Here is a 21,962-nt window from a genome sequence, read left to right on the forward strand (position 1 = left end):
GGAATAGAATGAGATTGGGACGTACATTAAAGTCTCGGATCGCCGCGGCGATGGCGGCTGTCATGGTATTTTCCATGGCAGCCCCGGCGCTGCCGGTCTATGCGGCGGCACGAACCATCACCTTTGATACAGGCGATGGCCCGGGCGTCGGGGTAGGTGGCAATGGCTACACTACCAATAGTATTAATCTGAATGAGGGCGATTACTTAAAGAATGCGCCGGGTTTCAGCGGCGTTCCACTGGAGGATTCAGTCGGCCATAGTGCTAACGCGAGCGACCCTCAGGCGAGACCAGCGCTTCCTTGGAAAGCAGGGGCTGCGCCGACTTGGACGGGTTATACGTTTGTAAAATGGTATGATGAGAATGATCACCTGGAGGATGCGATCACGGCTTTGCCGATCGTAATGCCTTTTGGGAGCAATCTCAAAATTAAAGCGAAGTGGGTGCCCGCGGGATCATCGCAGACATATCCGTTTACGGTCATGCACTACCGCATGCTGAACAGCAGTGCTACACCGCCCGCAGCAACTGCAAGCGGCAGCTTTTACCAGAATGACTATATCGCCTTTAATCCGGGCGGCGCGCCCTGGACAGATGCCAACCAGAAAGCCATGGGTGACACTGTCACGGCAGTTCCGCTCTCGGCTTCGGCAGTGCCGGGCTATACGGTCGATACCGTGACAGTAGCAAACAATAAGAAACTGAAATATGGCGAGGCGAGCGGCAGCGGTAGCGGCGCTATCACGGCGAGCGCAAGCGCGGCGCATGTGGTCAGCGGCACCATGCCGAACGATGCTCTGACTGTCCGCTATCTTTATAAGGTTGATCCAAATAAGACATTCTCGCTGAGCATGGAATATGTGGATCAGACCAACACCACGATCAAGGCGGCGACCAGCGAGGCGAAGCACGCTGAGGACAGCATTTCGTTTACGCCGCCGACCATCGCGGGTTATGTCTATGACAGCTATACTGTCGTAAACGGACAGAATGACAATGCGAGTGCCTGCGTCTATGGCACCAACACGCTGGCAGCGCACAACAACTTTGCGATCAATGCGAGCGGTGTTCTGAGCGGCAAGATGCCGAACCAGAATGTGAAGATTCGTTACACCTATCATCGCGACCCGGCATATCAGCTCCGCGTGCAGGTCAAGTATCGCGATAACCACGGAAAGCCGCTGGATGGCCAGGAGGGCAGACCGAATCTTCCGGACATTGATGAGATGCGGCCGGTCGGAACAACCGGTGCACAGACTGTGGCAGCTCCGCAGTTTCCGGGCTATAACTACCCGCCGAACCTGGATCCGGGAACCAATGGCGGGGCACAGGGGCCGACTGGTCTCTCGACAACGGATCAGAACCTGCATTTTAACCTGCAGGCTGGTTCCGACGGCATGGGCGCAGTCATCACATTGACCTATGTCGAGAATCTGGGCGATGCGGCTGTATGGGCGCGTATCAACTATCTGGGCAATACAAACGGCAACATTACTGGAAATACGGCGCCGCGCTCCATCCGCGTCGGTTCCTATACTTGGGATCAGCTGATCGGTCTCGCAGCAGACGGCAGCTTACTGGTACATGCGGATCCGGATCCGAACTACATGCTGGAAGGCTGGTATGTGGAGATGAACGGTGCCGAGACAAAGATTTACGACGCGGCGACCAACAGCTCTGTGATTCCGACTGCAGATCAGAAGTTTGTGGTTCCGGCAGGCTCGGGTACGCCGACTACCGTAAAGGTTTATCCGAAGTTTGTTGAGAATCCGAACGAGTGGTACACGTTGCACTTTACGCACAGCGCACATGGTACGCTGAGTGGTAATACGACTGTAAAAGTCGGCAAATTCACAAAGGACGCTTCTAACAACTGGAATCCGACCACCTGGGCGGATGTTCCCAAGCCGACTGCGACGCCGGCTACCAACTATGTTGCAGGGCCTTGGACCAGCAGCGTCGGCGCACTTCCGGGCGCTACGACAGTCATCGGCGGCAGCGAGACTTACACAGTAGTTTTCCAGCGCATTGGCGCAACGGATGACGGCGTGCTTGCGATGCCGAATGCAAATGGAGAAGTTGCAGCGAACGGCACCGGCAATGTGAAGGTGGATGGGGCAAACGGCCTCAGAAACTATGCGATCACCGATATGAACGGCAATGTGATTGCAACGCTTTCGGGCACAGCGCTCCAGAGCGGCGCGTTTACGGGTCTCCCGGTCAACGCGCAGTATCAGGTTTATGAGTTGCCTACCACAGACAACCCGGCGGCGGGAACACAGATTTCTGCAATTGCGGCGAACCATCGCAGTCAGCCGACTGTCGCAACGGTTCCGGCAGCCGGATCGAACGCAACTGTCGGCAACGACAGCGCAAACGCCGGGCAGAAGACCATCACGGTGAGCCCGACTGCACCGAACACGGAGTACTCACTGATTGACGCAAACGGCAATGTGGTTCCGGCTTCGACCTGGGTCACACCGGCGACATCCGGTGCAGCGATTGTCTTTGATAACCTTGACCCGAATACGACTTACACTGTGGTTGCGAGACCTACTGGCGGAAGCCAGACCCCGCAGAATCAGATGGCGCAGGGCACGGTAATTCCGGTGACCGGCAGTCCGTCCGCGACAGTGAACACCTACACGCTGAAACTTGTGAACGGCGGCAAAGTCGCTGAGATCAAGAGAACTGTCAGCGGTGTGCAGCAGACTATCCCGATTGGCGCGGACAACACGAATGTGACGTTCCAGGAGGGCGACATCATCAAGATTGATGCGGATGTCCCGGCTGGCGCAACGTTCAAGCGTTGGAATGTGCTACTCGGCGGTCTTAGCATGGCACACCCGGATGCTATGACGCAGCGTGTCACGATGCCGAGAGGTTCGGTCACCTTGGCAGCGACCTTTGACGGTCAGCCGCTGGTTCCGGCACAGCCGAAGGCAGAACTCGATTTTGCACCGAAGGACGGGCGTTTTGCTCTTGATCCGGCAAACAACGCGCAGCTTCTCAGCGAGTTGATTGATAACCCAGATGACAGTGCAACACTGGCAAGTACAGCTGTTGACCGGCTCACCTACATTGTGAAGTTTAACCGCGGCTCAGTGCCTGCGGCACAGGCAAACGAGTTGAAGACCCAGACGGGCGACAATGAGCTGAAGACACCGTGGAGCCTGCAGGTTGGTCTGGCGCGCGATGTGGATGGTGTGAATAAGACAGTGCCGGCAACCAACAGCAATGCGACCGTTCGCGTGGCAGCACGCCTCGATGAGAGCCTCAAGAACAACGCGGACTATACGCTCTGGAAGCGCACCGTGGATGGTTCGGGAACAGCAGTTTATACGGAAGTCACCATGAATCCGAGCGACCTCAGTGCAGCCGGCTTTGACGGTAACTTTAGCTTTGAGGCGAAGAACGGCGATTATCTTGTGCTGAGCTATAAGAAGGCACATACAGTGACCGTGATTGATTCGAAACGCGGTACGACTTATACCTTCCGTGTCCCGCACGGCGGCGATATTGCGAGCCATGCGGACTACACGACCATGCGCGGTGCCCTCGCTGTGAACTACACAGATCCGACGACCGGCATTGAGTATGAGTTTGACCAGTTCCGGAAGCAGAACAATGCGACAGCAGCGACATTCGCAGACACCGATCCGGTGACCCGCGACATGACTGTCTACGCGATGTACATTCCGGCGGACGACACAGCTTGGCAGAATGCGAGAAATAATCTGATCTCGGAGATCAACAGAGGCAATGGGATCATGACGAATCCGAACATCACGCCTTATCTCACGCCGACTGAGCTCGCAGATCTGACGAACGCAGTAACGCAGGCGAATGCGCTTGTAAATCGCATGCCGAGACCTACGACGGCAGAGCTGGTTACAGAGCACGCTAATTTGAAAGCGTTGATTGACGGTATTCTCGCAAGAATCGCTGGTGTCGTGCCGACTCCTCCGTCTCCTGGCCCGACCCCGCCGAGCCCGACGCCGAATGGTGGCGGCGGTGGTGGCCGCGGCGGCAGTGGCCGCAGAGGCATCACCGGCAGCACCACATCGACTGGCACGGGCAACCGTGTATACCAGAATGGTGTCGAGGGCAACTGGGTGAACTTTGATTCTGCAAACCACGGCTGGTACTTTGATCTCGGCAGTGGCAAGAGAATCAAGGGCACTTGGGCAGATATTGCCTACAACTACGATGGCAAGACAAAAATTTACAGCTACCACTTTAACGCAGACGGTGTCATGGACAGCGGCTGGTGGAAGAATGACCAGGGTGTCTGGTACCATCTCTCCACAATTCACGACGGCTGGTTTGGCTCTATGGACAAGGGCTGGTACCGCGACAGCGCGGACGGCAGCTGGTACTATCTGAACCTGCTGACCGGCTCGATGCAGACCGGCTGGCAGGAGATCAACGGAAGCTGGTACTACCTGAATCCGGCAGCGCCTGCGCCGACCTGGGACTGGGATGCATCTCAGAATCGCTGGGTATACGGACATCGCGCAGGCAGACCGTATGGCTCCATGTATGCGAATGAAGTGACGCCGGATGGCTACCATGTGGATGCTTCCGGTGCATGGATTCGCGAGACGCCGTAAGGCTCATATCGGCAGAAACGAGACTCCCCTAATTCTCGTATATGCGGGCGGGGCGGTGAAGACTTTTCGTCTTCACCGCCCCGCCTATTTTGTTAGTGGAAGGTCTCCGCTTCGTCGTCGGAGTTATCATCGGACGGTGCCGGTTGCAGCGGAATTGCCCGGCCGCCGCCTTTCTTGACAGCTTTGGTTTAGCTCGCTAGGATATTGTGAGAAAGGGAGGGGCGTATGAAGGTTTTGTTGCCAATATTGAAGAAGTACAGGAGAGAGGCAGTGCTCGCGCCTCTCTTTAAACTTGTGGAGGCGCTGCTCGAGCTGATTGTGCCGCTCATTATGGCACGGCTCATTGACCGCGGTATTGCGATGGGAGATCGCGGCTATGTGTTGCAGCAGTCGGCCTTGCTCTTGCTGCTCGGCGCGGCGGGACTCGGATTCTCGATTACCGCGCAGTATTTTGCGGCAAAGGCGGCAATGCGGCTCGGCGGCGAACTGAGGCATCAGCTATTTACCAAGGTGCAGGAGCTCAGTTTTTCGCAGCTGGATCTTTTCGGCGCGGACACGCTGATTACGCGGATGACGAGCGATGTAAACCAGGTGCAGTCCGGCGTCAACATGGTGCTGCGGCTGTTTCTCCGCTCGCCTTTCATTGTCTTCGGCGCCATGATTATGGCGTTTACGATTGATGTGCCGTCGGCGCTGATCTTTGCGGTCGCGATTCCGGTCATCGGTGCGGTTGTTTTCTGGATTCTCCTGACCACCTTACCGCTCTATAAAAAGGTGCAGGGCAGGCTCGATGAGATTATGACGAGCACGCGCGAAAACCTGACGGGTGTCCGCGTGATCCGGGCTTTCTGCCAGGAGGAGAATGAGAGACAGCGCTATGCGGAGCGGAATGCGGCGCTGTTTGCGGAGCAGATCCGTGTGGGGCGCATCTCGGGGCTCATGAATCCGCTGACCTATGTGCTCATTAACCTCGCGATTGTCGCACTGATTCAGACAGACGCCGTGCGCGTAAACGCAGGCATTCTCGCGACCGGTCAGGTGGTCGCGCTGCTGAATTATATGTCGCAGATCTTGGTGGAGTTAATCAAGCTCGCCAATCTGATTATTCAGGTGACGCGCGCCATGGCCTGCAGTGACCGCGTTGCCGCAGTGCTGGAGGTGCGGTGCGATATGCAGGACGGCAGCGAGGACACGGCGCAGGTGTTTGCGGGCGAGGTAGCGGATGCAAACGGCCGGAAGAAGGCGGTCGAATTCCGGGATGTCTCGCTCCGCTATGACGCAGAGAGCGGCGAAGCGCTCTCGCACATCAGTTTTACGGCCTATGCGGGCGATACCATCGGCATTATCGGCGGCACGGGCAGCGGCAAGTCCTCGCTCGTGAATCTGATTCCGCGTTTCTATGATGTGACGGCGGGCGAGGTAGCGGTCTTTGGAGAGGATGTGCGGAAGCTGACGCTCGAGAGTCTCCGCGCGGCAATCGGTATAGTCTTACAGAAGGCCGAGCTCTTTCAGGGCAGCATTGCCGACAATCTTCGCTGGGGCAAAGAGGATGCGGATAGTGCGGCGTTCTGGGAGGCGCTGACGGTCGCGCAGGCGAAGGAATATGTCGAGACCAAGCCCGGCACGCTCGACTTCCATCTGGAGCAGAACGCCCGGAATCTGTCGGGCGGTCAGAAGCAGCGCCTCACGATTGCGCGCGCGCTGATGAAGAAGCCGGAGATTCTGATTCTCGACGACAGTGCTTCGGCGCTCGACTTTGCGACCGACGCAGCGCTTCGCACCGCAATCCGCGAGAGCGCAAAGGACATTACCTGCTTCATTGTGTCGCAGCGCGCGGCTTCGGTGCAGTATGCGGACCGGATTCTGGTGCTCGATAACGGGCAACTGGTCGGCAGCGGCACACATGAGGAGCTTCTCCGGGACAACCGGGTCTATCAGGAGATTTACTACTCCCAGTTCCCGAAGGAGGCGTGAGATGAAACAGAAGAAGAAAAATGATTTTCAGTGGCGCACCGTCAAAAAGGTGCTCCGTTACATCGGCCGCTTCCGGCTGTACCTGATGGCATCGCTACTCTTTGCCTTCCTGACGGTTGTTCTGACTCTGCTCGCGCCGCGTTTGACCGGTGCCGTTGTGGACCACATGATAGGCGCGGGACGGGTGGATTTCCACGGTGTGCGGCGCATCATGCTACAGCTTGTCCTCGCGGCGGCGGGCGTGGGCATCTTTCAGTGGTGCATGAATCTCTGCAACAACCACCTGGCCTATGCGGTCGTGCAGGCGCTTCGAAACGATGCTTTCCGGAAGATTGAGCGCCTGCCGTTAAGTTACCTCGATGCGCATCCGGTCGGCGAGATCGAGAGCCGTGTGATTGCGGATGCCGACCAGTTTTCGGACGGCCTTTTGATGGGCTTTACCCAGCTCTTTACGGGTGTTCTCACGATACTCGGGACGCTCCTCTTCATGCTCTCGGTCAATGTCTGGATTACGCTCGCGGTCGTGTTGATCACACCGCTTAGTTTCTTGCTCGCGGGCTATATCTCAAAGCACAGCTATATTTTGTTCCGCGCGCAGTCGACGCTTCGCGGCGAGCAGACCGGCATGATTAACGAGATGGTCGAGGGACAGCGCGTCGTCAAGGCCTTTCACCGCGAGCGCGCCGTGATTTCGGATTTCGATGCGCTCAATGAAAAGCTGACCGAGACTTCGCTGAAAGCGACTTTCTTCTCTTCGCTGACCAACCCGACGACGCGCTTTGTAAATGCCTTAGTCTATATGATTGTCGGCGCGGTCGGTGCTCTCTCGGTGATCGGCGGGCATCTGACGGTCGGCGAGCTCACGGCTTTTCTCAGCTATGCGAGCCAGTACGCAAAGCCGTTCAACGAAATTTCGGGCGTTGTGACCGAGCTTCAGAACGCGATTGCCTGCGCGGCGCGACTCTTTGAGTTTATCGAGGAGGCGGAGGAGGTGCCCGACGCGGCGGATGCCAAGGCACCGGAGCGCTTCGACGGTGCGGTCGGGTTTGACAAGGTCGCCTTTTCCTATGTGCCGGAACAGCATCTCATTGAGAACTTTGACTTTGCGGTGAAACCGGGACAGAAAATCGCGATTGTCGGGCCGACCGGCTGCGGCAAGACGACGCTCATTAATCTCCTGATGCGTTTCTACGATGTGACGGGCGGCAGCATCACCCTCGACGGCACGGATCTCCGCGATCTGACGCGCACCTCGCTCCGCGGCGGCTTCGGCATGGTCTTACAGGAGACCTGGCTAAAGAGCGGCACGATACGCGAGAATATCACGATGGGCAATCCGGGCATCCGTGAGGAGCGGATGCGCGAGGTCGCGCGCATCTGCCACATTGCGAATTTCATCGAAAAACTGCCGCAGGGCTATGACACGGTGATTGCCGAGAACGGCGAGGGCTTCTCGCAGGGACAGAAGCAGCTCCTCTGCATTGCCCGCGTCATGATGAGCAATCCGTCGATGCTGATTCTGGATGAGGCGACTTCTTCGATCGACACGCGGACGGAGCTCAAAATTCAGGAGGCATTCAACAAGCTCATGGAGCGGCGCACAAGCTTTATTGTCGCGCACCGTCTCTCGACGATACGGAACGCCGATGTGATTCTTGTGATGAAGGCCGGACACATCATCGAAAAGGGCAACCACGAGGAACTCATGGCGGCGAAGGGCTTCTACTACACGCTCTATGAGAGCCAGTTCCTCGGCAAGTCGATTTAGTGGCAAAGAGCGGGTCGCTTTGGTATAATGTGGCTGTTATTGTGAAATTGCGAAATGAGGAGGCACAACATGAATATTGTTTGCTTGGATCTGGAGGGCGTGCTGGTTCCCGAAATCTGGATTGCGTTTGCGGAGGCTTCGGGCATCCCGGAACTTCGCCGCACAACGCGGGACGAGCCGGACTACGACAAGCTGATGCGCTACCGCATTGACATTCTGAAGGAGCACGGCCTCGGGCTCAAGGAGATTCAGGAGACCATCGCGACGATTGATCCGATGCCGGGCGCCAAGGAGTTCCTCGACGAGCTCCGGAGCTTTACCCAGGTCATGATTCTGAGTGACACGTTCACGCAGTTCGCGTCTCCTCTCATGAAAAAGCTCGGCTATCCGACGATACTCTGCAACTCGCTTGAGGTCGCGGAGAGCGGTGAAATCACGGGCTTCAAGATGCGCATCGAGCACTCGAAGCTCACGACGGTGCGCGCGCTCCAGTCAATCGGCTATGAGACGATTGCGAGCGGTGACAGCTACAACGACCTCGGCATGATCGAGGCGAGCAAGGCGGGCTTCCTGTTCCGGACGACGGAGGAAATCAAGAAGACCTACCCGCAGTATCCGGTGTTTGAGACCTATGCGGAACTGCTCGCGGCAATCAAGGCAGCGCAGTGACGAGATGAGCAAAGGACAGCTTCCCGAAAGGAGGCTGTCTTTTCGTGTGCGGGAAATCGGAGCGTTTGCACATTTGCCGCGGCGGGCGGAGAGGAGATTCGTATGACAGAGGCGATTTTTGACAGAGATCCGCGGGAGCTCTGCTTTACGGCGGAAGTGCTCTCTTTAACGGAGAGAACGGCAGACGGCGAGACTTGTTTTGCGGTGATTCTGGACCGGACGGCCTTTTTTCCGGAACAGGGCGGGCAGAAGGCGGACCGCGGCACGCTCGGCGGGGCAAAAATTCTGGATGTCACGATACGGGATGGCATCATCACCCATCTGGTCGACGCGCCGCTATCGGTCGGCAGCACGGTCACGGGGACGGTCGACTGGGCACGCCGCTTTGACTTTATGCAGCAGCACACGGGCGAGCACATGTTGTCGGGGCTTGCGCACCGCCTCTTCGGCGCGGAAAATGTGGGCTTTCATCTGAGCGAGCGCGAAGTGCAGGTGGATCTCAGTGTCCCGCTCGGCGCGGCGGATCTCGCAAAGCTTGAGAGCGCGGTCAATGAGGCCGTTTTCCGGGACATCCCGGTGCGAGCCTTTTATCCGGACGCGGCGGAGCTTGCGGCGATTTCTTACCGGCAGAAAAAGGAACTGACGGGGGCAATCCGCCTCGTCGAAATCGGGGATGTGGACACCTGCGCCTGCTGTGCGCCCCATGTCGCGCGGAGTTCGGAGGTGGGACTCGTAAAGATTCTGAGCGCAATGAACTATAAGGGCGGCACCAGACTGTATCTTGCCTGCGGAATGCGGGCGCTCACAGCGTTTTCGGCCTGCCTCGACGAGGCAAAAGAGATTTCGGCGCGACTCTCGACGCCGCTCGGCGAACTGGACAGTGCGGTTATGAAAGTGCAGGAGAAGAGCGCTGCCGCCGAGAGCCGCGCGGCTTCGCTTGCGGTCGAACTGATTCTTGCCAAGGCAGAGACAGCGGCGCAGAGGGGTGAGCAGGCACCCTGCCTTGTTCTGCCGCCGCTCCCGGAGAGTGTGCTCCAGCGCGCGCTAAAGCCGCTCAGAGAGTGCTTTTCCGGTGTACTCGGGCTATTCTCCGGCGCGGAGGAGACGGGCTATGCGTTTCTCCTGTCCGGCGACGGGGTTGACCGGGAGTCTTTTCTCGCCGAAATCCGCTCGCGCGGCGGCAAGGGCGGCGGTGGAAAAGATCGCATTCAGGGTCGTATCTTTTGTAAAGCGACAGAAATACCCACTCTTTTTCATGATTTTGTAAAAAATGAGAAGTAAGACTGTGATAAAATTATAAGAAAAATGAAATAGAACTGAGAGCGGAGACGGCATCTCAGGGGAGGGAGATTTCGTTTTGATGCAGGAAAAAATCAAAAAAGGGCTCTGTTGTCTCATCGCGGCACTGCTGCTTTTCGGCGGCTCTATCGGCGTAAAGCCAGCTTATGCGGCGACCGCGCCGCAGATTGCCTCGGAGGGCGCGGCGCTCTACAATGCGACGACGGGACAGTTTTTGTATGAGAAGAACGCAAATCAGCAGTTCTATCCGGCTTCAATCACCAAGTTTATGACGGCACTTCTGGTGCTCGAGAACAGCTCACAGGACGATGTGGTTGTGTTCTCCGACAGCGCGACCGGAAATCTGGAGTCGGGCGCGGTGAATCTGGAGCTCACAAAGGGCGATCGCGTCAAGGTGCGGGACTGCCTCTACGGGCTCATGCTGAAATCCGCGAACGAGGTCGCGAACGGGCTCGCCGAGCATGTCTCGGGTTCGGTCTCCGCGTTCGCACAGAAGATGAACCGGAGAGCCGGACAGCTCGGATGCACCAACACGAATTTCGTGAATCCGAACGGTCTGAACAACGCAAACCATGTCACGACACCGCATGACATGGCGCTGATTGCGAAGGCCTGTTTTGATCGCGCCGATTTCCGTGCGCTGGATCAGACGACTTCGTACCATTTTCCGGCGACCAAAAAGCGTCCGAACGGCACGGACATCACAATGGGACACCGTATGATTGCGCCGGGCGGTTCGGACTATTATCCGGGCATTCTCGGCGGCAAGACAGGCTATACGAGCGCGGCTGGCAATACGCTCGTAACCTGCGCGGAGCGAAACGGCGTGCGTCTCATTGCGGTGGTTATGAAGAGCAAGCGGACGCAATACGCGGACACAAGGGCGCTGCTCGACTACGGGTTCCAGCTCGCGGGAGAGTCCGGCGGAAAAAAACAGGAAGCCGTGGGCGGGGAAACGGCACAGGAGACAAGCGGCAGAGTACAGGCGCTCACGGCAAACAGTCAGGCTCAAAGTCAGCAGGAAAATCCGGCGGAAAATCAGCAGGCGGTAAGCCGACAAACGGTAAGTCCGGCGGGAAGTCAGGCAAATCCGGCAAGCAGACAGGAAGCAAATCCGTCGGCAAATCAAAATCAGGCACTAAGCGGACCGGGGGCAAAGTTGCCAAGTCAGGCGGGGTGGCTCCAAAGAAACGGCGTGTGGGCGTACAGAGAAGCAAACGGTGAGCTCGTGAAGAATGCTCGCCGGGAGATTAACGGTGCGCAGTACTGGTTTGACGCGGACGGCAATATGAAGGAGGGCTGGCAGCAGGATAGCACGGGCGCCTGGTATTACCTGGCACCGGGGCAGGGCGCACTGCAGCAAAACTGCTGGCTACAGTATCGAAATCAGTGGTATTATCTTGGAAGTGACGGCAAAATGTTGACAGACAGCCGCACACCGGATGGATACCGAGTCAACAGGGAAGGGGTTTGGATTGGATAAGAAGAAGCTTTTCTTCTCGTTCGGTTCGGCGGCGGTCGGCATTGCGGCGGCCGCCCTTTTTGAATCCGAGCGGGAGCGTCGGAGCCTCATTGTGCGCCGCTATGAACTGCGGAGCCCGAAAATCGAAAGACCGCGCCGCATTGTATACCTCTCGGACTTTCACGAGCGCCGTCTCGGCGACATTGCGGCGCGGCTCCTGAAAGAAACGGAGCGGCTTCGGCCGGACTACATCTTCCTCGGCGGAGATATGGTGACGGCAAAGCACGGTGCTTCGATTCAGGCGACCCTCGCGCTGACGGAGCGGCTTGCGGAAATCGCGCCGGTCTACTACGGCGAGGGAAACCACGAGGCGCGGCTGGACCGCGACCGCGGGCGCTATTTGCAGCTGTTCGACGACTTGCAGGCGGGGCTTAGTTGGCAGGGCGTACACTATCTCTCGGATGAGACTGTATTGCTCGGCAATGACCTTGCACTCTCGGGGCTCCATATCACCGAGAACTTTTACCGGCGAGCGCCGCACGATGAGATGCATGCGGACTATGTGCAGGAGCACCTCGGCGCGGCAAATGCGACGCGCTTTCAGCTTCTTTTTGCGCATAGCCCGGCTTTTTTTGACGCCTATGCGCGCTGGGGCGCGGATCTCACATTCGCGGGGCATTGGCACGGCGGCACAGTGCGGCTCCCGGGGAACATAGGTCTCATGACGCCGCAGTTTGAATTTTTCCGCCGCCCGGCGAGCGGGCTTTTCTACCGGGGAGAACACGCGATGCTCCTAAGCCCGGGCATCGGTACGCACAGCATCAACCTCCGCTTTATGAATTTGCCGGAGCTCATGGTGCTGGAGCTTCGAAAGGGGAGAGGACATGGCAGATGAGGCGCTCTCGCTGCGGCTTGAAAAGTATGAGGGGCCGCTCGATCTTCTCTTAAGGCTGATTGAAAAGAATAAAATCAATATCTACGACATTCCGATTGCCGAGATCACGGAGCAGTATATGGCGTATCTCTCCGGCATGGAGAGGGAGGATCTCGATCAGCTCTCGGAATTCCTTCTGATGGCGGCGACTTTGCTCGATATCAAGGCGCGCATGCTCCTGCCGCGCGAGGTGGATCAGGAGACCGGCGAAGAGGTGGATCCGAGAGCGGAACTTGTGAATCGCCTCTTGGAGCACAAGAAGTATAAGCTCATGGCGGAGGAACTCGCCGACCGCGAATTTGACGCCTACAAGGTCTTTTTCCGCGAACCCGCGCTTCCGAAAGAAGTCGCGGAGTGGACGCAGCCCGTGGATCTCGACGAGCTCTTTCAGGATGTGACGCTCACGCGACTTCAGTTTGTGTTTCAGGAGGTCATGCGTCAGCGCGAAGACAGGATCGATCCGGAGCGGAGTCGCTTCGGGACCATCAAACGCGAGCCTATCAGTCTGAAGATGCAGATTGAAGCGGTCATGAGTTATGCGCGCGCGCACGAGAGTTTTTCGTTCCGGGACTTACTTGAAAAGCGGCGCAGCAAGCTGCTCCTCGTGGTCACGTTTCTCGCGGTGCTCGAACTCATGAAGGCGGGAATTCTGACCGCTTCGCAGGAGAGCCCGGCGCTCGACATCTACCTCGAGGTCTCGGCGGAGGAGTTGGAGAACCGGCACGACTTCTCGGAGCTTTTTGACGGCTGAGCTTGCGCGCGGCTTCCAGGTCGTGGTATGCTCTCTTTGTATCGATAAATGTACAAGGTCTCGGAGAGACCGGAGGTGAATATGGAATTTCGGCATGTATTGGTGGCGGGCGGCGGCGTGCTCGGCGCGCAGATTGCGTTTCAGACGGCGTTTAAGGGCTTCCCGGTGACGATATGGCTCCGGAGCGAGGGCTCGATCGGCAGAACGGAGCCGAAGCTCACGCGACTTTACAATGTGTACCGCGCGGAGCTCGCGCGGATCGGCGAGGCGATGCTCGCGGGCAAACCGCTTGATTTGCCGCGCGGTTTCGGCGACGCGGCGGCGGTCAAGAGCGCAGAGGATCTCGCGCGCCTCGAGAAGGCTGTCGAGGCGGCGAAACAGAACATTCGGCTCTCGCTGGATCTTGCGGAGAGTGTCCGCGAGGCGGATTTCATCATCGAGAGCATGGCGGAGGACAGGGAGGCCAAGCGGGAATTTTACGCGAAACTCGCCCCCTTTCTCGACGAAAAGACGATTGTCGCGACCAATTCCTCGACGATGATTCCGAGCATGTTCTCGGATTTGCTGCCCTATCCGGAGAATTATCTCGCGCTTCACTTTGCAAACAATATCTGGCGCAGCAATACGGCGGAGATCATGGGGCACAGCGGGACTTCGGAGGCGGTCTTTGGCCGCGTCGTGGAATTTGCCAAGGAAATCGGCATGATTCCACTGGAACTCAAAAAGGAGCAGCCGGGCTATATTCTGAACTCAATGCTTGTGCCTTTCTTAAGTGCCGCGGAGGCGCTTTGGGCCAATGAGGTCGCGGATCCGGAGACCATTGATAAGACCTGGACGCTCGGCACGGGTTCGCCCTACGGCCCCTTCCGGATTCTCGACATTGTGGGGCTTCAGACCGCTTACAACATCGTCTCGATGAACCCGGAGGCAAAAAATCCGGAGAGCACGGCCGGCAAGATTGCGGCGGGACTCAAGGCAAAAATCGACGCGGGCAAGACCGGCGTCAACGCGGGCGAGGGCTTTTACCGCTACGAAAAATAAGAGGCAGGGCAAACGGTTCCGTGCTATACTGGTACGGACAAGAGTTCTTTAACAGATTTCAGAAGTGGAGGAACCAATATGTTGACACATCTTTCTATTGAGAAGGTAATCGGAAGAGAGATCATTGACTCCCGCGGCAATCCGACGGTCGAGGCAGAGGTCACGCTTTCCGACGGTTCGGTCGGCAGAGGCACCGCACCGAGCGGCGCTTCGACCGGTGAGTTTGAGGCGATTGAGCTTCGCGACGGCGACAAGTCCCGCTTTGGCGGCAAGGGCGTGAGAAAGGCAGTCGAGAACATCAATACCGTGATTAACGAGGTGCTGCACGGTCTGGATCCGCAGAATGTCTACGCGGTCGATGCCGCAATGCTCGCGGCGGACGGCACCGAGAATAAGTCGAAGCTCGGCGCAAACGCGATTCTCGCGGTTTCGATTGCTTCGGCAAAGGCTGCGGCCGAGTCGCTCGGCATTCCGCTGTACCGCTTCCTCGGCGGCGCAAACGGCAATAACCTCCCGGTGCCAATGATGAATATCTTAAACGGCGGCGTACACGCGACGAACTCCGTGGACACCCAGGAGTTCATGATTATGCCGGTCGGCGCGCCGAGCTTCTCCGAGGGTCTCCGCTGGTGCACCGAGGTGTTCCACAGCCTCCAGAAGATTCTGAAGAGCGAGGGCAATACGACGGCTGTCGGCGACGAGGGTGGTTTTGCACCGAACTTAAAGGATGACGAGGACACGATTGAGCACATTCTCGCGGCAGTCCGCGACGCAGGCTACGAGCCGGGCAAGGACTTTGTGCTCGCGATGGATGCGGCTTCCTCCGAGTGGAAGAGCGACAAGGGCATCGGCTTCTATCATCAGCCGAAGTCCGGCAGGGACTTCACCTCGAAGGAGCTCATTGCGCACTGGAAGAGCCTCATTGAGAAGTATCCGATCTGGTCCATCGAGGACGGTCTCGACGAAGAGGACTGGGAGGGCTGGAAAGAGATGACGAAGGAGCTCGGCGACAAGGTTCAGCTGGTCGGCGACGATCTCTTTGTCACGAACACGAAGCGCCTCAAGAAGGGCATTGAGCTTGGCTGCGGCAACTCGATTCTGATTAAGCTTAATCAGATCGGTTCGGTCTCCGAGACCCTTGAGGCAATCAAGATGGCGCACAAGGCGGGCTACACGGCGATTACCTCCCACCGTTCCGGTGAGACCGAGGATACGACGATTGCCGATCTCGCGGTCGCGCTGAACACGCGTCAGATTAAGACCGGTGCGCCGAGCCGTTCCGAGCGTGTCGCGAAGTACAACCAGCTGCTCCGCATCGAGTCGGATCTCGGTGTCGCGGCGGAGTATCCGGGCAAGAACGCGTTCAACCGTTAATCACACGAAAAAATAAAGGCAGGGTGCCGGAGAGAGATCTCCGGATAATCGGGAAGCAGCAGAATCTGCGCGAACTCGTCACCGTATGCGGGGAGTCCGTCTGTCACTGCGAGAGCGGGAAGGCAGACAAGGGGCTGTGAGCCGCGAGCCGGGAGACCGGCCCTGTCTTTTAAGTACCTTCCTGAGCACGAGTGCCTGTCCGGGAACGCAGAGAAGAGGCGAGCTGCCTCTTCTTTGTGTGACAAAGAGAGGCTCTCTGCAAAGATGAGTCTCTCTTTGCACTTTATTTGGAATTTTTGCGCGGATATGTTACAATGAAACGGCATAATTTCATGCAAAGGGAGGAAATTGAAATGAAGAAAGTTAAAGTTGGAGCAGTTTTAGTGGCAGCAGCGCTCGCGGCAGTTCTGGCGACCGGCTGTAGCAGCAAGAAGGACGAGAGCAAGGCAGCTTCCGAGTCGGTTTCCGGTGCTGTGGAGTCCGCTTCCAGCATGGTGGAGAGCGCAAATGCGGCAGCTTCCAGCGGTGTCGAAGAGGCGAGCAAGGCAGCTTCCGGCGCGGTTAAAGAGGCGAACAAAGTAGCTTCCGACGCGGCAAAGGCAGGCTCCGATGCAGCTTCCGCAGCAGCGGAGGGCGCAAACAAGGCGGCTTCCGATGCGGCGAAGGCAGGCTCCGATGCGGCGAAGGCCGGCGAGAAGGCTGCGGGCGAAGCGGCGGAGAAGGCCGGTGAGGCAGCCGACAAGGCGGGCAAAGCGGCAGAGAAGGCAGGCGAGGCAGTAGATAAAGCTGCTGCGGGTGCTGACAAGGCCGGCGAGACCACGGTTTCCGAGTCCAGATAAGATACTGTTTGCTGAAATGCCAGAGGCTCTCCGCGAGGATGAGCCTCTTTTTATGCGAACAGAGACGGTTTTGAGGAATAAATAGACAGAGGGGTTAGGCAATGAAGAAGAAATACGGAGTAGCGGTGGCAATAGCGGCGCTCGCAGCCGTTCTCGCAGCGGGTTGCGGCGCAAAGAAGGCGGAGAGCGCGGCTTCGGCTGCCGAGAGCACGGCGGCAGCGATGTCTTCGGCAGGCGAGAGCGCAGCATCCGATGCGGCATCGAAGGGCGAGAGCGCGGCGAGCGAAGGCGAAAAGAAGCTTGCGGACTTCAAGGCAGAGGATTTCAAGGCGGGCGACGATATCACGGCACAGGCCGAGGCAGCGGCACAGATGCTCGCGGAGAAGCACGAGAAACTGACGGTTGCCGACGGAACCTATCAGGTCAATGTGACGCTTTCCGGCGGCAGCGGCAGAGCAAAGATTGCGAGCCCGACCGAGCTCACGGTGAAGGACGGCAGAGCGACGGCAAAGATTGTCTGGAGCAGTGACAAGTACGACTACATGGAAGTCGAGGGCATTCGCTTTACGCCGGAGATCCAGAACGGCCACTCGGTCTTTATGGTTTCGGTCACGGAGCTCGATAAGCCGCTTGCGATGGTCGGCGATACGACGGCGATGAGCACGCCGCATGCAATCGACTATCAGCTCACATTCGAACTGCAGAAGTAAGGACTTCGGCAAACAGCACATTCATAAAGGAGCGGAGAGATGAGAAAGACAAAGCTTGCATTGTTGGCATTGACGGCGGCCCTGGCGGTCACAGCCTGCGGCGGCAAAAAAGAAGAAAAGAAGCCGGAGACCGTGAGCGCGGCGGAGACGCAGGCAACGGAAGCGACAGAAGCGACGACACTGGCCCCTGCGACCGATGAAGAGAAGGCTAAGGCGGCAGAGGTCGGCAAGAAGATTGATGCAATCTATGTCCAGAACTGGAGCGAGGACACGGAGAAGCTTTGCAAAGAGGCAAAGGAGGCTTGGGACGCTTTGAGTGACAGCGCAAAGGCAGAGGTGAAGGGCGAGCACGCGTCACCGGAGTATTTCGGTCTGGACACCGGCGATGTGACAAAGGACAATCCCTTAAACCAGGATGAGATCGGTGGGAAGGAGATTCTGGTGGTGAGCTTCGGCACGTCCTATAACGACAGCCGCGCGAAGGATATCGGCGGCATCGAGTCCTATCTCGCAAAGCAGTTCCCGGACTACAGCGTGCGCCGTGCCTTTACGTCTCAGATCATCATGAACCACATCCTCGCGCGGGACGGCGAGAAGATTGACAATGTGGAGCAGGCACTGGAGCGCGCCAAGAAGAACGGCGTCAAAGAGCTCATTGTCCAGCCGACCCACCTCATGCAGGGCAAGGAGTACGATGAGTTAAAGGAGACGCTCGACAAGCACAAGGCGGACTTCGCAAAGGTCGCGCTCGCAGAGCCGCTGCTCGGCGAAGTGGGCAAGGACGCGGAGGAGATCAATGCCGACAAGGAGCAGGTCGCGACCTTGCTTGTCCAGGCGGCTGTGACCGACGGCGGTTTTGATTCTGTCCAGAAGGCGGGACAGGAAGGCGTGGCGTTTGTCTTCCTGGGACACGGCACCTCTCACACCGCGGCAATCACCTATTCCGAGATGCAGACCGCGATGCGGAAGCTCGGCTACAACAATGTGTTCATCGGCACCGTCGAGGGCGAGCCGGAGGAGACCGCGGTCGACGCTGTGATTGAGGCGGTCAAGAAGGCGGGCTATAAGAAGGTCACGATTCGCCCGATGATGGTTGTCGCAGGCGACCACGCACACAACGATATGGCAGGCACGGAGGACGATTCCTGGGTGCAGAAATTTATCGCGTCGAAGAACTTTGACCGCGTCGAGACCCAGATTCTCGGCATGGGCGGTATCGTCGACATTGAGAAGGTCTATGCGGCGCACACGCAGGCAGCCATCGACCAGGCCGAGGGCAAGACGGCAGAGAGCGGCGCAGCCGAGACCACGGCGGCCGAGAGCAAGGCAAACTAAAGACTGACAGGGAGAGAAGATGAAGAGAAACAGCAGGATGCGAGGCGTCGGCGGCTTACTTGCGCTGGCGCTCGGGCTTAGCATGCTTGTCGGCGGCTGTCGGGCGAAGACGCCCGAGAGCAGCGCCGGTAGCAGCGAGACGGCGGCGAAGGAAGAGACGACAGCGGTGACGGCGGAGAGTCAGGTCGCGGCGACCGCTGCATTGCCGGACGGCGTCTATACGGCGCGCTTTGAGACGGACAGCTCGATGTTTCATGTGAGCGAGGCGATGCACGACCGCGGGACACTGACCGTAAAGGACGGGAAGATGACCCTCCATGTGTCGCTTCAGTCGAAGCGCATCCTCAATCTTTTCCCCGGGCGCGCCGAGGATGCCAAAAAGGACGGCGCCGTGCTCTTACAGCCAACAACCGACACGGTCAAGTTTGAGGACGGGAGTACGCAGGAGGTCTACGGGTTCGATATCCCCGTCCCGGCGCTCGACACGGAATTCCCGCTCGCCCTCGTCGGCACCAAGGGTGTCTGGTACGACCATCAGGTCAAAGTCACAGAAGTCAAAGCAGAAGAGGTAAGTCAGGCGGCAGCTCCGGAGATTCCGGGGCTGCGCTTTGTTAAACGGATGGACCTTCGCTATGCAAAGACCTTTGACATATACTTCTACGAGAAGAATTTCGCGCTGATCGATGTGCACGGCGCGGCGCGCTATCTGGTGATTCCGGAAGGAGAGACAGCGCCGAAAGAGCTGCCCGGTGATGTGGTGCGTTTACAGCAGCCGCTGGACCATATCTACCTCGCGGCGACGGCGGCAATGAGTCTCTTTGAAGTAAACGGGGCGCTCGGCGATGTCCGCTTTACCGGCACGAGAGCGGAGGGCTGGCACATTGACGCGCCGAAGCAGGCGCTTTCGAGCGGTGCCATGCGCTTTGCGGGAAAGTACAGCGCGCCGGACTACGAGCTCCTCACATCGGAGGGCTGCAATCTCGCCATCGAGTCGCTGATGATACTGCACGCGCCCGAGGTGAAGGAGATGCTCGAGCGGCTCGGGATTCCGGTCTTTGTCGACTACTCGAGCAACGAGAGCCACCCGCTCGGGCGCACCGAGTGGGTGCGGCTCTACGGCGTGCTGACAAATCATCAGGCAGAGTCCGAACGGTTTTTTGACGCGCAGTGCGAAAAAATGGACACCTTACGGAATGTCGCGGACAGCGGCAAACAGGTCGTCTTCTTTGCGATGAACCGCGACGGCAGTTTTGTCGTCCGGCGGCGCACGGACTATGTGCCGAAGATGATACAGCTTGCGGGCGGGCATTATGTCGGGGTCGGCGCGGATGAGGCCGGCAGGAGTTCGGTGCAGCGCGTGTCGCGAGAGGCATTTTTCGAGGCGGCGCGCGATGCCGATGTACTGATTTACAATGCGACCGTGGAGGCGCCGCTCAAAGATCTCGCGGAGCTCAAGGCAAAGGATGAGCTCTTCGCCGATTTCAAGGCCGTACAGGCGGGGGAGGTCTATCAGCTCGGCGGCGACATGTACCAGTCGGCGGATGCGGTCGCAGGTCTGACGCTCGACTTTTACCATGTGCTGCACGGCGAGACCGATGTCCCGCTGCAGTATCTGAGGAAACTCTCATGAGTGCGGGGAGAGGGCGGAGCGCGCTGGTATTTCTGTTTCTCGGCCTTGCGCTGCTTTTGTTGTTCTACTGGAATCTCGCCGCGGGGACGGTGCTCTTTTCACCGGGGAAGCTGTGGGCGCTTCTCAGTACGCCGGGCAGCAAAGATCCGGCGGCGAGCATTTTATTCAAGATACGCCTGCCGCGCGCGCTGATGGCCTTGCTGCTCGGCGGCGCGCTCGCGGTCTCGGGTTTTCTCCTGCAGACCTATTTTGCGAACCCGATTGCGGGCCCCTTTGTGCTCGGTGTCTCCTCGGGCGCGCGGCTTGCGGTGGCAATCTGCATGATGCTCTTTTTCGCGCGAAACCGCGCGACGAGTTCGCTTGCGCTGGTGCTCGCCGCCTTTCTCGGCTCGCTGGTCTCGCTCGGCTTTCTGCTTGCGGTCTCAAGCCGGGTGCGCCATATGGCGGCTCTCCTGGTGGCCGGCATCATGATAGGGTATATCTGTTCGGCCGCGACCGATTTTTTGCTGAGTTTTGCGGCGGACTCGGAGATTGTGTCCCTGCACAGCTGGTCGCAGGGCAGCTTTTCCGGCATGAGCCTCGCAGAGGTCAGGACAGCGGCACTGCTCATTGCGGGCTGCGCGGTAGCGCTCCTCTTTCTCGCCAAGCCGCTCGGCGCCGTGCAGCTCGGCGAGAGCTATGCCGAGAGCCTCGGCGTCAATGTCATGCGGCTTCGCACGCTCTTAATTCTCCTCGCAAGCCTGCTCGCCGCGACCGTGACCGCCTTTGCGGGGCCGGTCTCGTTTGTGGGTGTGGCCGCGCCGTTTTTAATTCAGCGCCTGCTCTGTACCAACAAGCCGCAGCTCGTGCTACCGGCCTCGTTTCTCGGTGGCGCGGTCTTCTGCATGGCCTCGGACTTTATTGCGCGGACAGCCTTTCAGCCGACCGAGCTTGCGCTCAGCACGGTGACTTCTTTTTTCGGCGCGCCGATTGTGCTGTGGCTACTGGTAAAACGGCGGGGAAAATGAGGCAGCGGTACACAGTCGGAACATAAGAGGATATGCGGAGGGAACATGTCGGTCACTAGTTTTTTACACTTGCGCGAAACAGGCGGAGAATTTGACATCCGAACGTTCGGGGAGGAGATTGCAAAAATATATCCGGGCACAGAGACGGAACAGCGTCAAGGCGAGTCTGTGGCCTATGATATTGCTTGGAGTAGGTATGCGAATCGCTTCCGGTTTGAACTGAGACTCGATCGAACACGTCGCACGCTTGCGGTGGAGTATTTTGATTCGGAACATAGAATCCGGGATTACGCAAATTTCATTCTATGGATCAGGCGGTACTTTCCGCGTGACGAAGAAGTGATTTTGGTAGATGAAACCAATGCGGAGACCATGCTGCTTTCCCCGGGGGCAGCGACAGACGATATCGAAGCGTGGCTCTTGAGAGTCGGTGTATAAAAAGAGACGTAGCAAACGCCGTCATTGTTTTTCGCATTCAAATGCATTCCAATAGACGCGATATTGCGGCAACGCTTTGTCATCGCGCAGCGGTTAAAAAAGAAAAAGAACGGTGCTG

At 58.1% G+C, this 21,962-nt stretch carries 16 protein-coding genes and 1 riboswitch; all 16 genes read left to right on the plus strand.

What is annotated here, in order from left to right; translation table 11 throughout:
• Nucleotides 1-8 precede the first annotated feature (8 nt).
• Complete coding sequence (locus HMPREF9623_RS12025) at nucleotides 9-4,613, plus strand: hypothetical protein (protein ID WP_009533613.1); 4,605 nt, start codon at nucleotides 9-11, stop codon at nucleotides 4,611-4,613.
• 225 nt (nucleotides 4,614-4,838) lie between these two features.
• Nucleotides 4,839-6,587 carry an ABC transporter ATP-binding protein gene (locus HMPREF9623_RS09210; protein ID WP_009533614.1) on the plus strand — a complete coding sequence of 583 codons (1,749 nt, stop codon included), beginning with the start codon at nucleotides 4,839-4,841 and terminating at the stop codon, nucleotides 6,585-6,587.
• A gap of 1 nt (nucleotide 6,588) precedes the next feature.
• On the plus strand, nucleotides 6,589-8,355 hold the full coding sequence (locus HMPREF9623_RS09215; RefSeq protein ID WP_009533615.1) for an ABC transporter ATP-binding protein: 1,767 nt from the start codon (nucleotides 6,589-6,591) through the stop codon (nucleotides 8,353-8,355).
• Nucleotides 8,356-8,424: 69 nt separating this feature from the next.
• On the plus strand, nucleotides 8,425-9,024 hold the full coding sequence (gene thrH / locus HMPREF9623_RS09220) for a bifunctional phosphoserine phosphatase/homoserine phosphotransferase ThrH (protein ID WP_009533616.1): 600 nt from the start codon (nucleotides 8,425-8,427) through the stop codon (nucleotides 9,022-9,024).
• Between the two features lie 102 nt (nucleotides 9,025-9,126).
• Nucleotides 9,127-10,305, plus strand: coding sequence for an alanyl-tRNA editing protein (locus HMPREF9623_RS09225; RefSeq protein ID WP_009533617.1), 1,179 nt, complete (start codon nucleotides 9,127-9,129; stop codon nucleotides 10,303-10,305).
• A 79-nt stretch (nucleotides 10,306-10,384) separates the two neighbouring features.
• A complete protein-coding gene (locus HMPREF9623_RS09230; RefSeq protein ID WP_009533618.1) occupies nucleotides 10,385-11,806 on the plus strand; it encodes a serine hydrolase in 1,422 nt (473 codons plus the stop codon).
• Nucleotides 11,799-12,680 carry a metallophosphoesterase gene (locus tag HMPREF9623_RS09235; protein WP_040800287.1) on the plus strand — a complete coding sequence of 294 codons (882 nt, stop codon included), beginning with the start codon at nucleotides 11,799-11,801 and terminating at the stop codon, nucleotides 12,678-12,680. Before HMPREF9623_RS09230 ends, HMPREF9623_RS09235 begins: the two co-directional genes overlap by 8 nt.
• Entirely contained in the window at nucleotides 12,670-13,470 is an 801-nt protein-coding gene (locus tag HMPREF9623_RS09240; protein ID WP_009533620.1) for a segregation and condensation protein A, read from the plus strand. Before HMPREF9623_RS09235 ends, HMPREF9623_RS09240 begins: the two co-directional genes overlap by 11 nt.
• 81 nt (nucleotides 13,471-13,551) lie before the next feature.
• Complete coding sequence (locus tag HMPREF9623_RS09245) at nucleotides 13,552-14,511, plus strand: 3-hydroxyacyl-CoA dehydrogenase (RefSeq protein ID WP_009533621.1); 960 nt, start codon at nucleotides 13,552-13,554, stop codon at nucleotides 14,509-14,511.
• Nucleotides 14,512-14,592: 81 nt separating this feature from the next.
• Nucleotides 14,593-15,885 (plus strand): phosphopyruvate hydratase, encoded by a 1,293-nt coding sequence (eno, locus tag HMPREF9623_RS09250; protein WP_083826809.1) that lies wholly within the window; start codon nucleotides 14,593-14,595, stop codon nucleotides 15,883-15,885.
• Between the two features lie 4 nt (nucleotides 15,886-15,889).
• Nucleotides 15,890-16,064, plus strand: a riboswitch (cobalamin riboswitch).
• Nucleotides 16,065-16,238: 174 nt separating this feature from the next.
• Nucleotides 16,239-16,724 (plus strand): hypothetical protein, encoded by a 486-nt coding sequence (locus tag HMPREF9623_RS10990; protein WP_009533623.1) that lies wholly within the window; start codon nucleotides 16,239-16,241, stop codon nucleotides 16,722-16,724.
• A gap of 101 nt (nucleotides 16,725-16,825) precedes the next feature.
• Nucleotides 16,826-17,434: a hypothetical protein gene (locus HMPREF9623_RS10995; protein WP_009533624.1), complete on the plus strand. Its 609-nt coding sequence runs from the start codon at nucleotides 16,826-16,828 to the stop codon at nucleotides 17,432-17,434.
• A gap of 39 nt (nucleotides 17,435-17,473) precedes the next feature.
• Nucleotides 17,474-18,769 carry a sirohydrochlorin cobaltochelatase gene (locus HMPREF9623_RS09265; protein ID WP_009533625.1) on the plus strand — a complete coding sequence of 432 codons (1,296 nt, stop codon included), beginning with the start codon at nucleotides 17,474-17,476 and terminating at the stop codon, nucleotides 18,767-18,769.
• 19 nt (nucleotides 18,770-18,788) lie between these two features.
• Nucleotides 18,789-20,399 (plus strand): ABC transporter substrate-binding protein, encoded by a 1,611-nt coding sequence (locus HMPREF9623_RS11000; RefSeq protein WP_009533626.1) that lies wholly within the window; start codon nucleotides 18,789-18,791, stop codon nucleotides 20,397-20,399.
• Nucleotides 20,396-21,406: a FecCD family ABC transporter permease gene (locus tag HMPREF9623_RS09275; protein ID WP_009533627.1), complete on the plus strand. Its 1,011-nt coding sequence runs from the start codon at nucleotides 20,396-20,398 to the stop codon at nucleotides 21,404-21,406. Before HMPREF9623_RS11000 ends, HMPREF9623_RS09275 begins: the two co-directional genes overlap by 4 nt.
• A 45-nt stretch (nucleotides 21,407-21,451) precedes the next feature.
• Nucleotides 21,452-21,844 (plus strand): hypothetical protein, encoded by a 393-nt coding sequence (locus HMPREF9623_RS09280; RefSeq protein WP_009533628.1) that lies wholly within the window; start codon nucleotides 21,452-21,454, stop codon nucleotides 21,842-21,844.
• Nucleotides 21,845-21,962: the final 118 nt, after the last annotated feature.

Origin of the sequence: Stomatobaculum longum (assembly GCA_000242235.1) — a bacterium.
In the GTDB taxonomy this organism is placed as follows: Bacteria; Bacillota; Clostridia; order Lachnospirales; family Lachnospiraceae; genus Moryella; species Moryella longum.

What these genes read in the sequence shown, in the direction of transcription:
- HMPREF9623_RS09230 (WP_009533618.1), top strand. Translation starts at nt 10,385, where the DNA reads ATGCAGGAAAAAATCAAAAAAGGGCTCTGTTGTCTCATCGCGGCACTG.
- HMPREF9623_RS09265 (WP_009533625.1), top strand. Translation starts at nt 17,474, where the DNA reads ATGAGAAAGACAAAGCTTGCATTGTTGGCATTGACGGCGGCCCTGGCG.
- HMPREF9623_RS09225 (WP_009533617.1), top strand. Translation starts at nt 9,127, where the DNA reads ATGACAGAGGCGATTTTTGACAGAGATCCGCGGGAGCTCTGCTTTACG.
- HMPREF9623_RS10995 (WP_009533624.1), top strand. Translation starts at nt 16,826, where the DNA reads ATGAAGAAGAAATACGGAGTAGCGGTGGCAATAGCGGCGCTCGCAGCC.
- HMPREF9623_RS09215 (WP_009533615.1), top strand. Translation starts at nt 6,589, where the DNA reads ATGAAACAGAAGAAGAAAAATGATTTTCAGTGGCGCACCGTCAAAAAG.
- HMPREF9623_RS10990 (WP_009533623.1), top strand. Translation starts at nt 16,239, where the DNA reads ATGAAGAAAGTTAAAGTTGGAGCAGTTTTAGTGGCAGCAGCGCTCGCG.
- HMPREF9623_RS09210 (WP_009533614.1), top strand. Translation starts at nt 4,839, where the DNA reads ATGAAGGTTTTGTTGCCAATATTGAAGAAGTACAGGAGAGAGGCAGTG.
- HMPREF9623_RS09275 (WP_009533627.1), top strand. Translation starts at nt 20,396, where the DNA reads ATGAGTGCGGGGAGAGGGCGGAGCGCGCTGGTATTTCTGTTTCTCGGC.
- HMPREF9623_RS11000 (WP_009533626.1), top strand. Translation starts at nt 18,789, where the DNA reads ATGAAGAGAAACAGCAGGATGCGAGGCGTCGGCGGCTTACTTGCGCTG.
- HMPREF9623_RS09280 (WP_009533628.1), top strand. Translation starts at nt 21,452, where the DNA reads ATGTCGGTCACTAGTTTTTTACACTTGCGCGAAACAGGCGGAGAATTT.
- HMPREF9623_RS09240 (WP_009533620.1), top strand. Translation starts at nt 12,670, where the DNA reads ATGGCAGATGAGGCGCTCTCGCTGCGGCTTGAAAAGTATGAGGGGCCG.
- HMPREF9623_RS09245 (WP_009533621.1), top strand. Translation starts at nt 13,552, where the DNA reads ATGGAATTTCGGCATGTATTGGTGGCGGGCGGCGGCGTGCTCGGCGCG.
- HMPREF9623_RS12025 (WP_009533613.1), top strand. Translation starts at nt 9, where the DNA reads ATGAGATTGGGACGTACATTAAAGTCTCGGATCGCCGCGGCGATGGCG.
- thrH (WP_009533616.1), top strand. Translation starts at nt 8,425, where the DNA reads ATGAATATTGTTTGCTTGGATCTGGAGGGCGTGCTGGTTCCCGAAATC.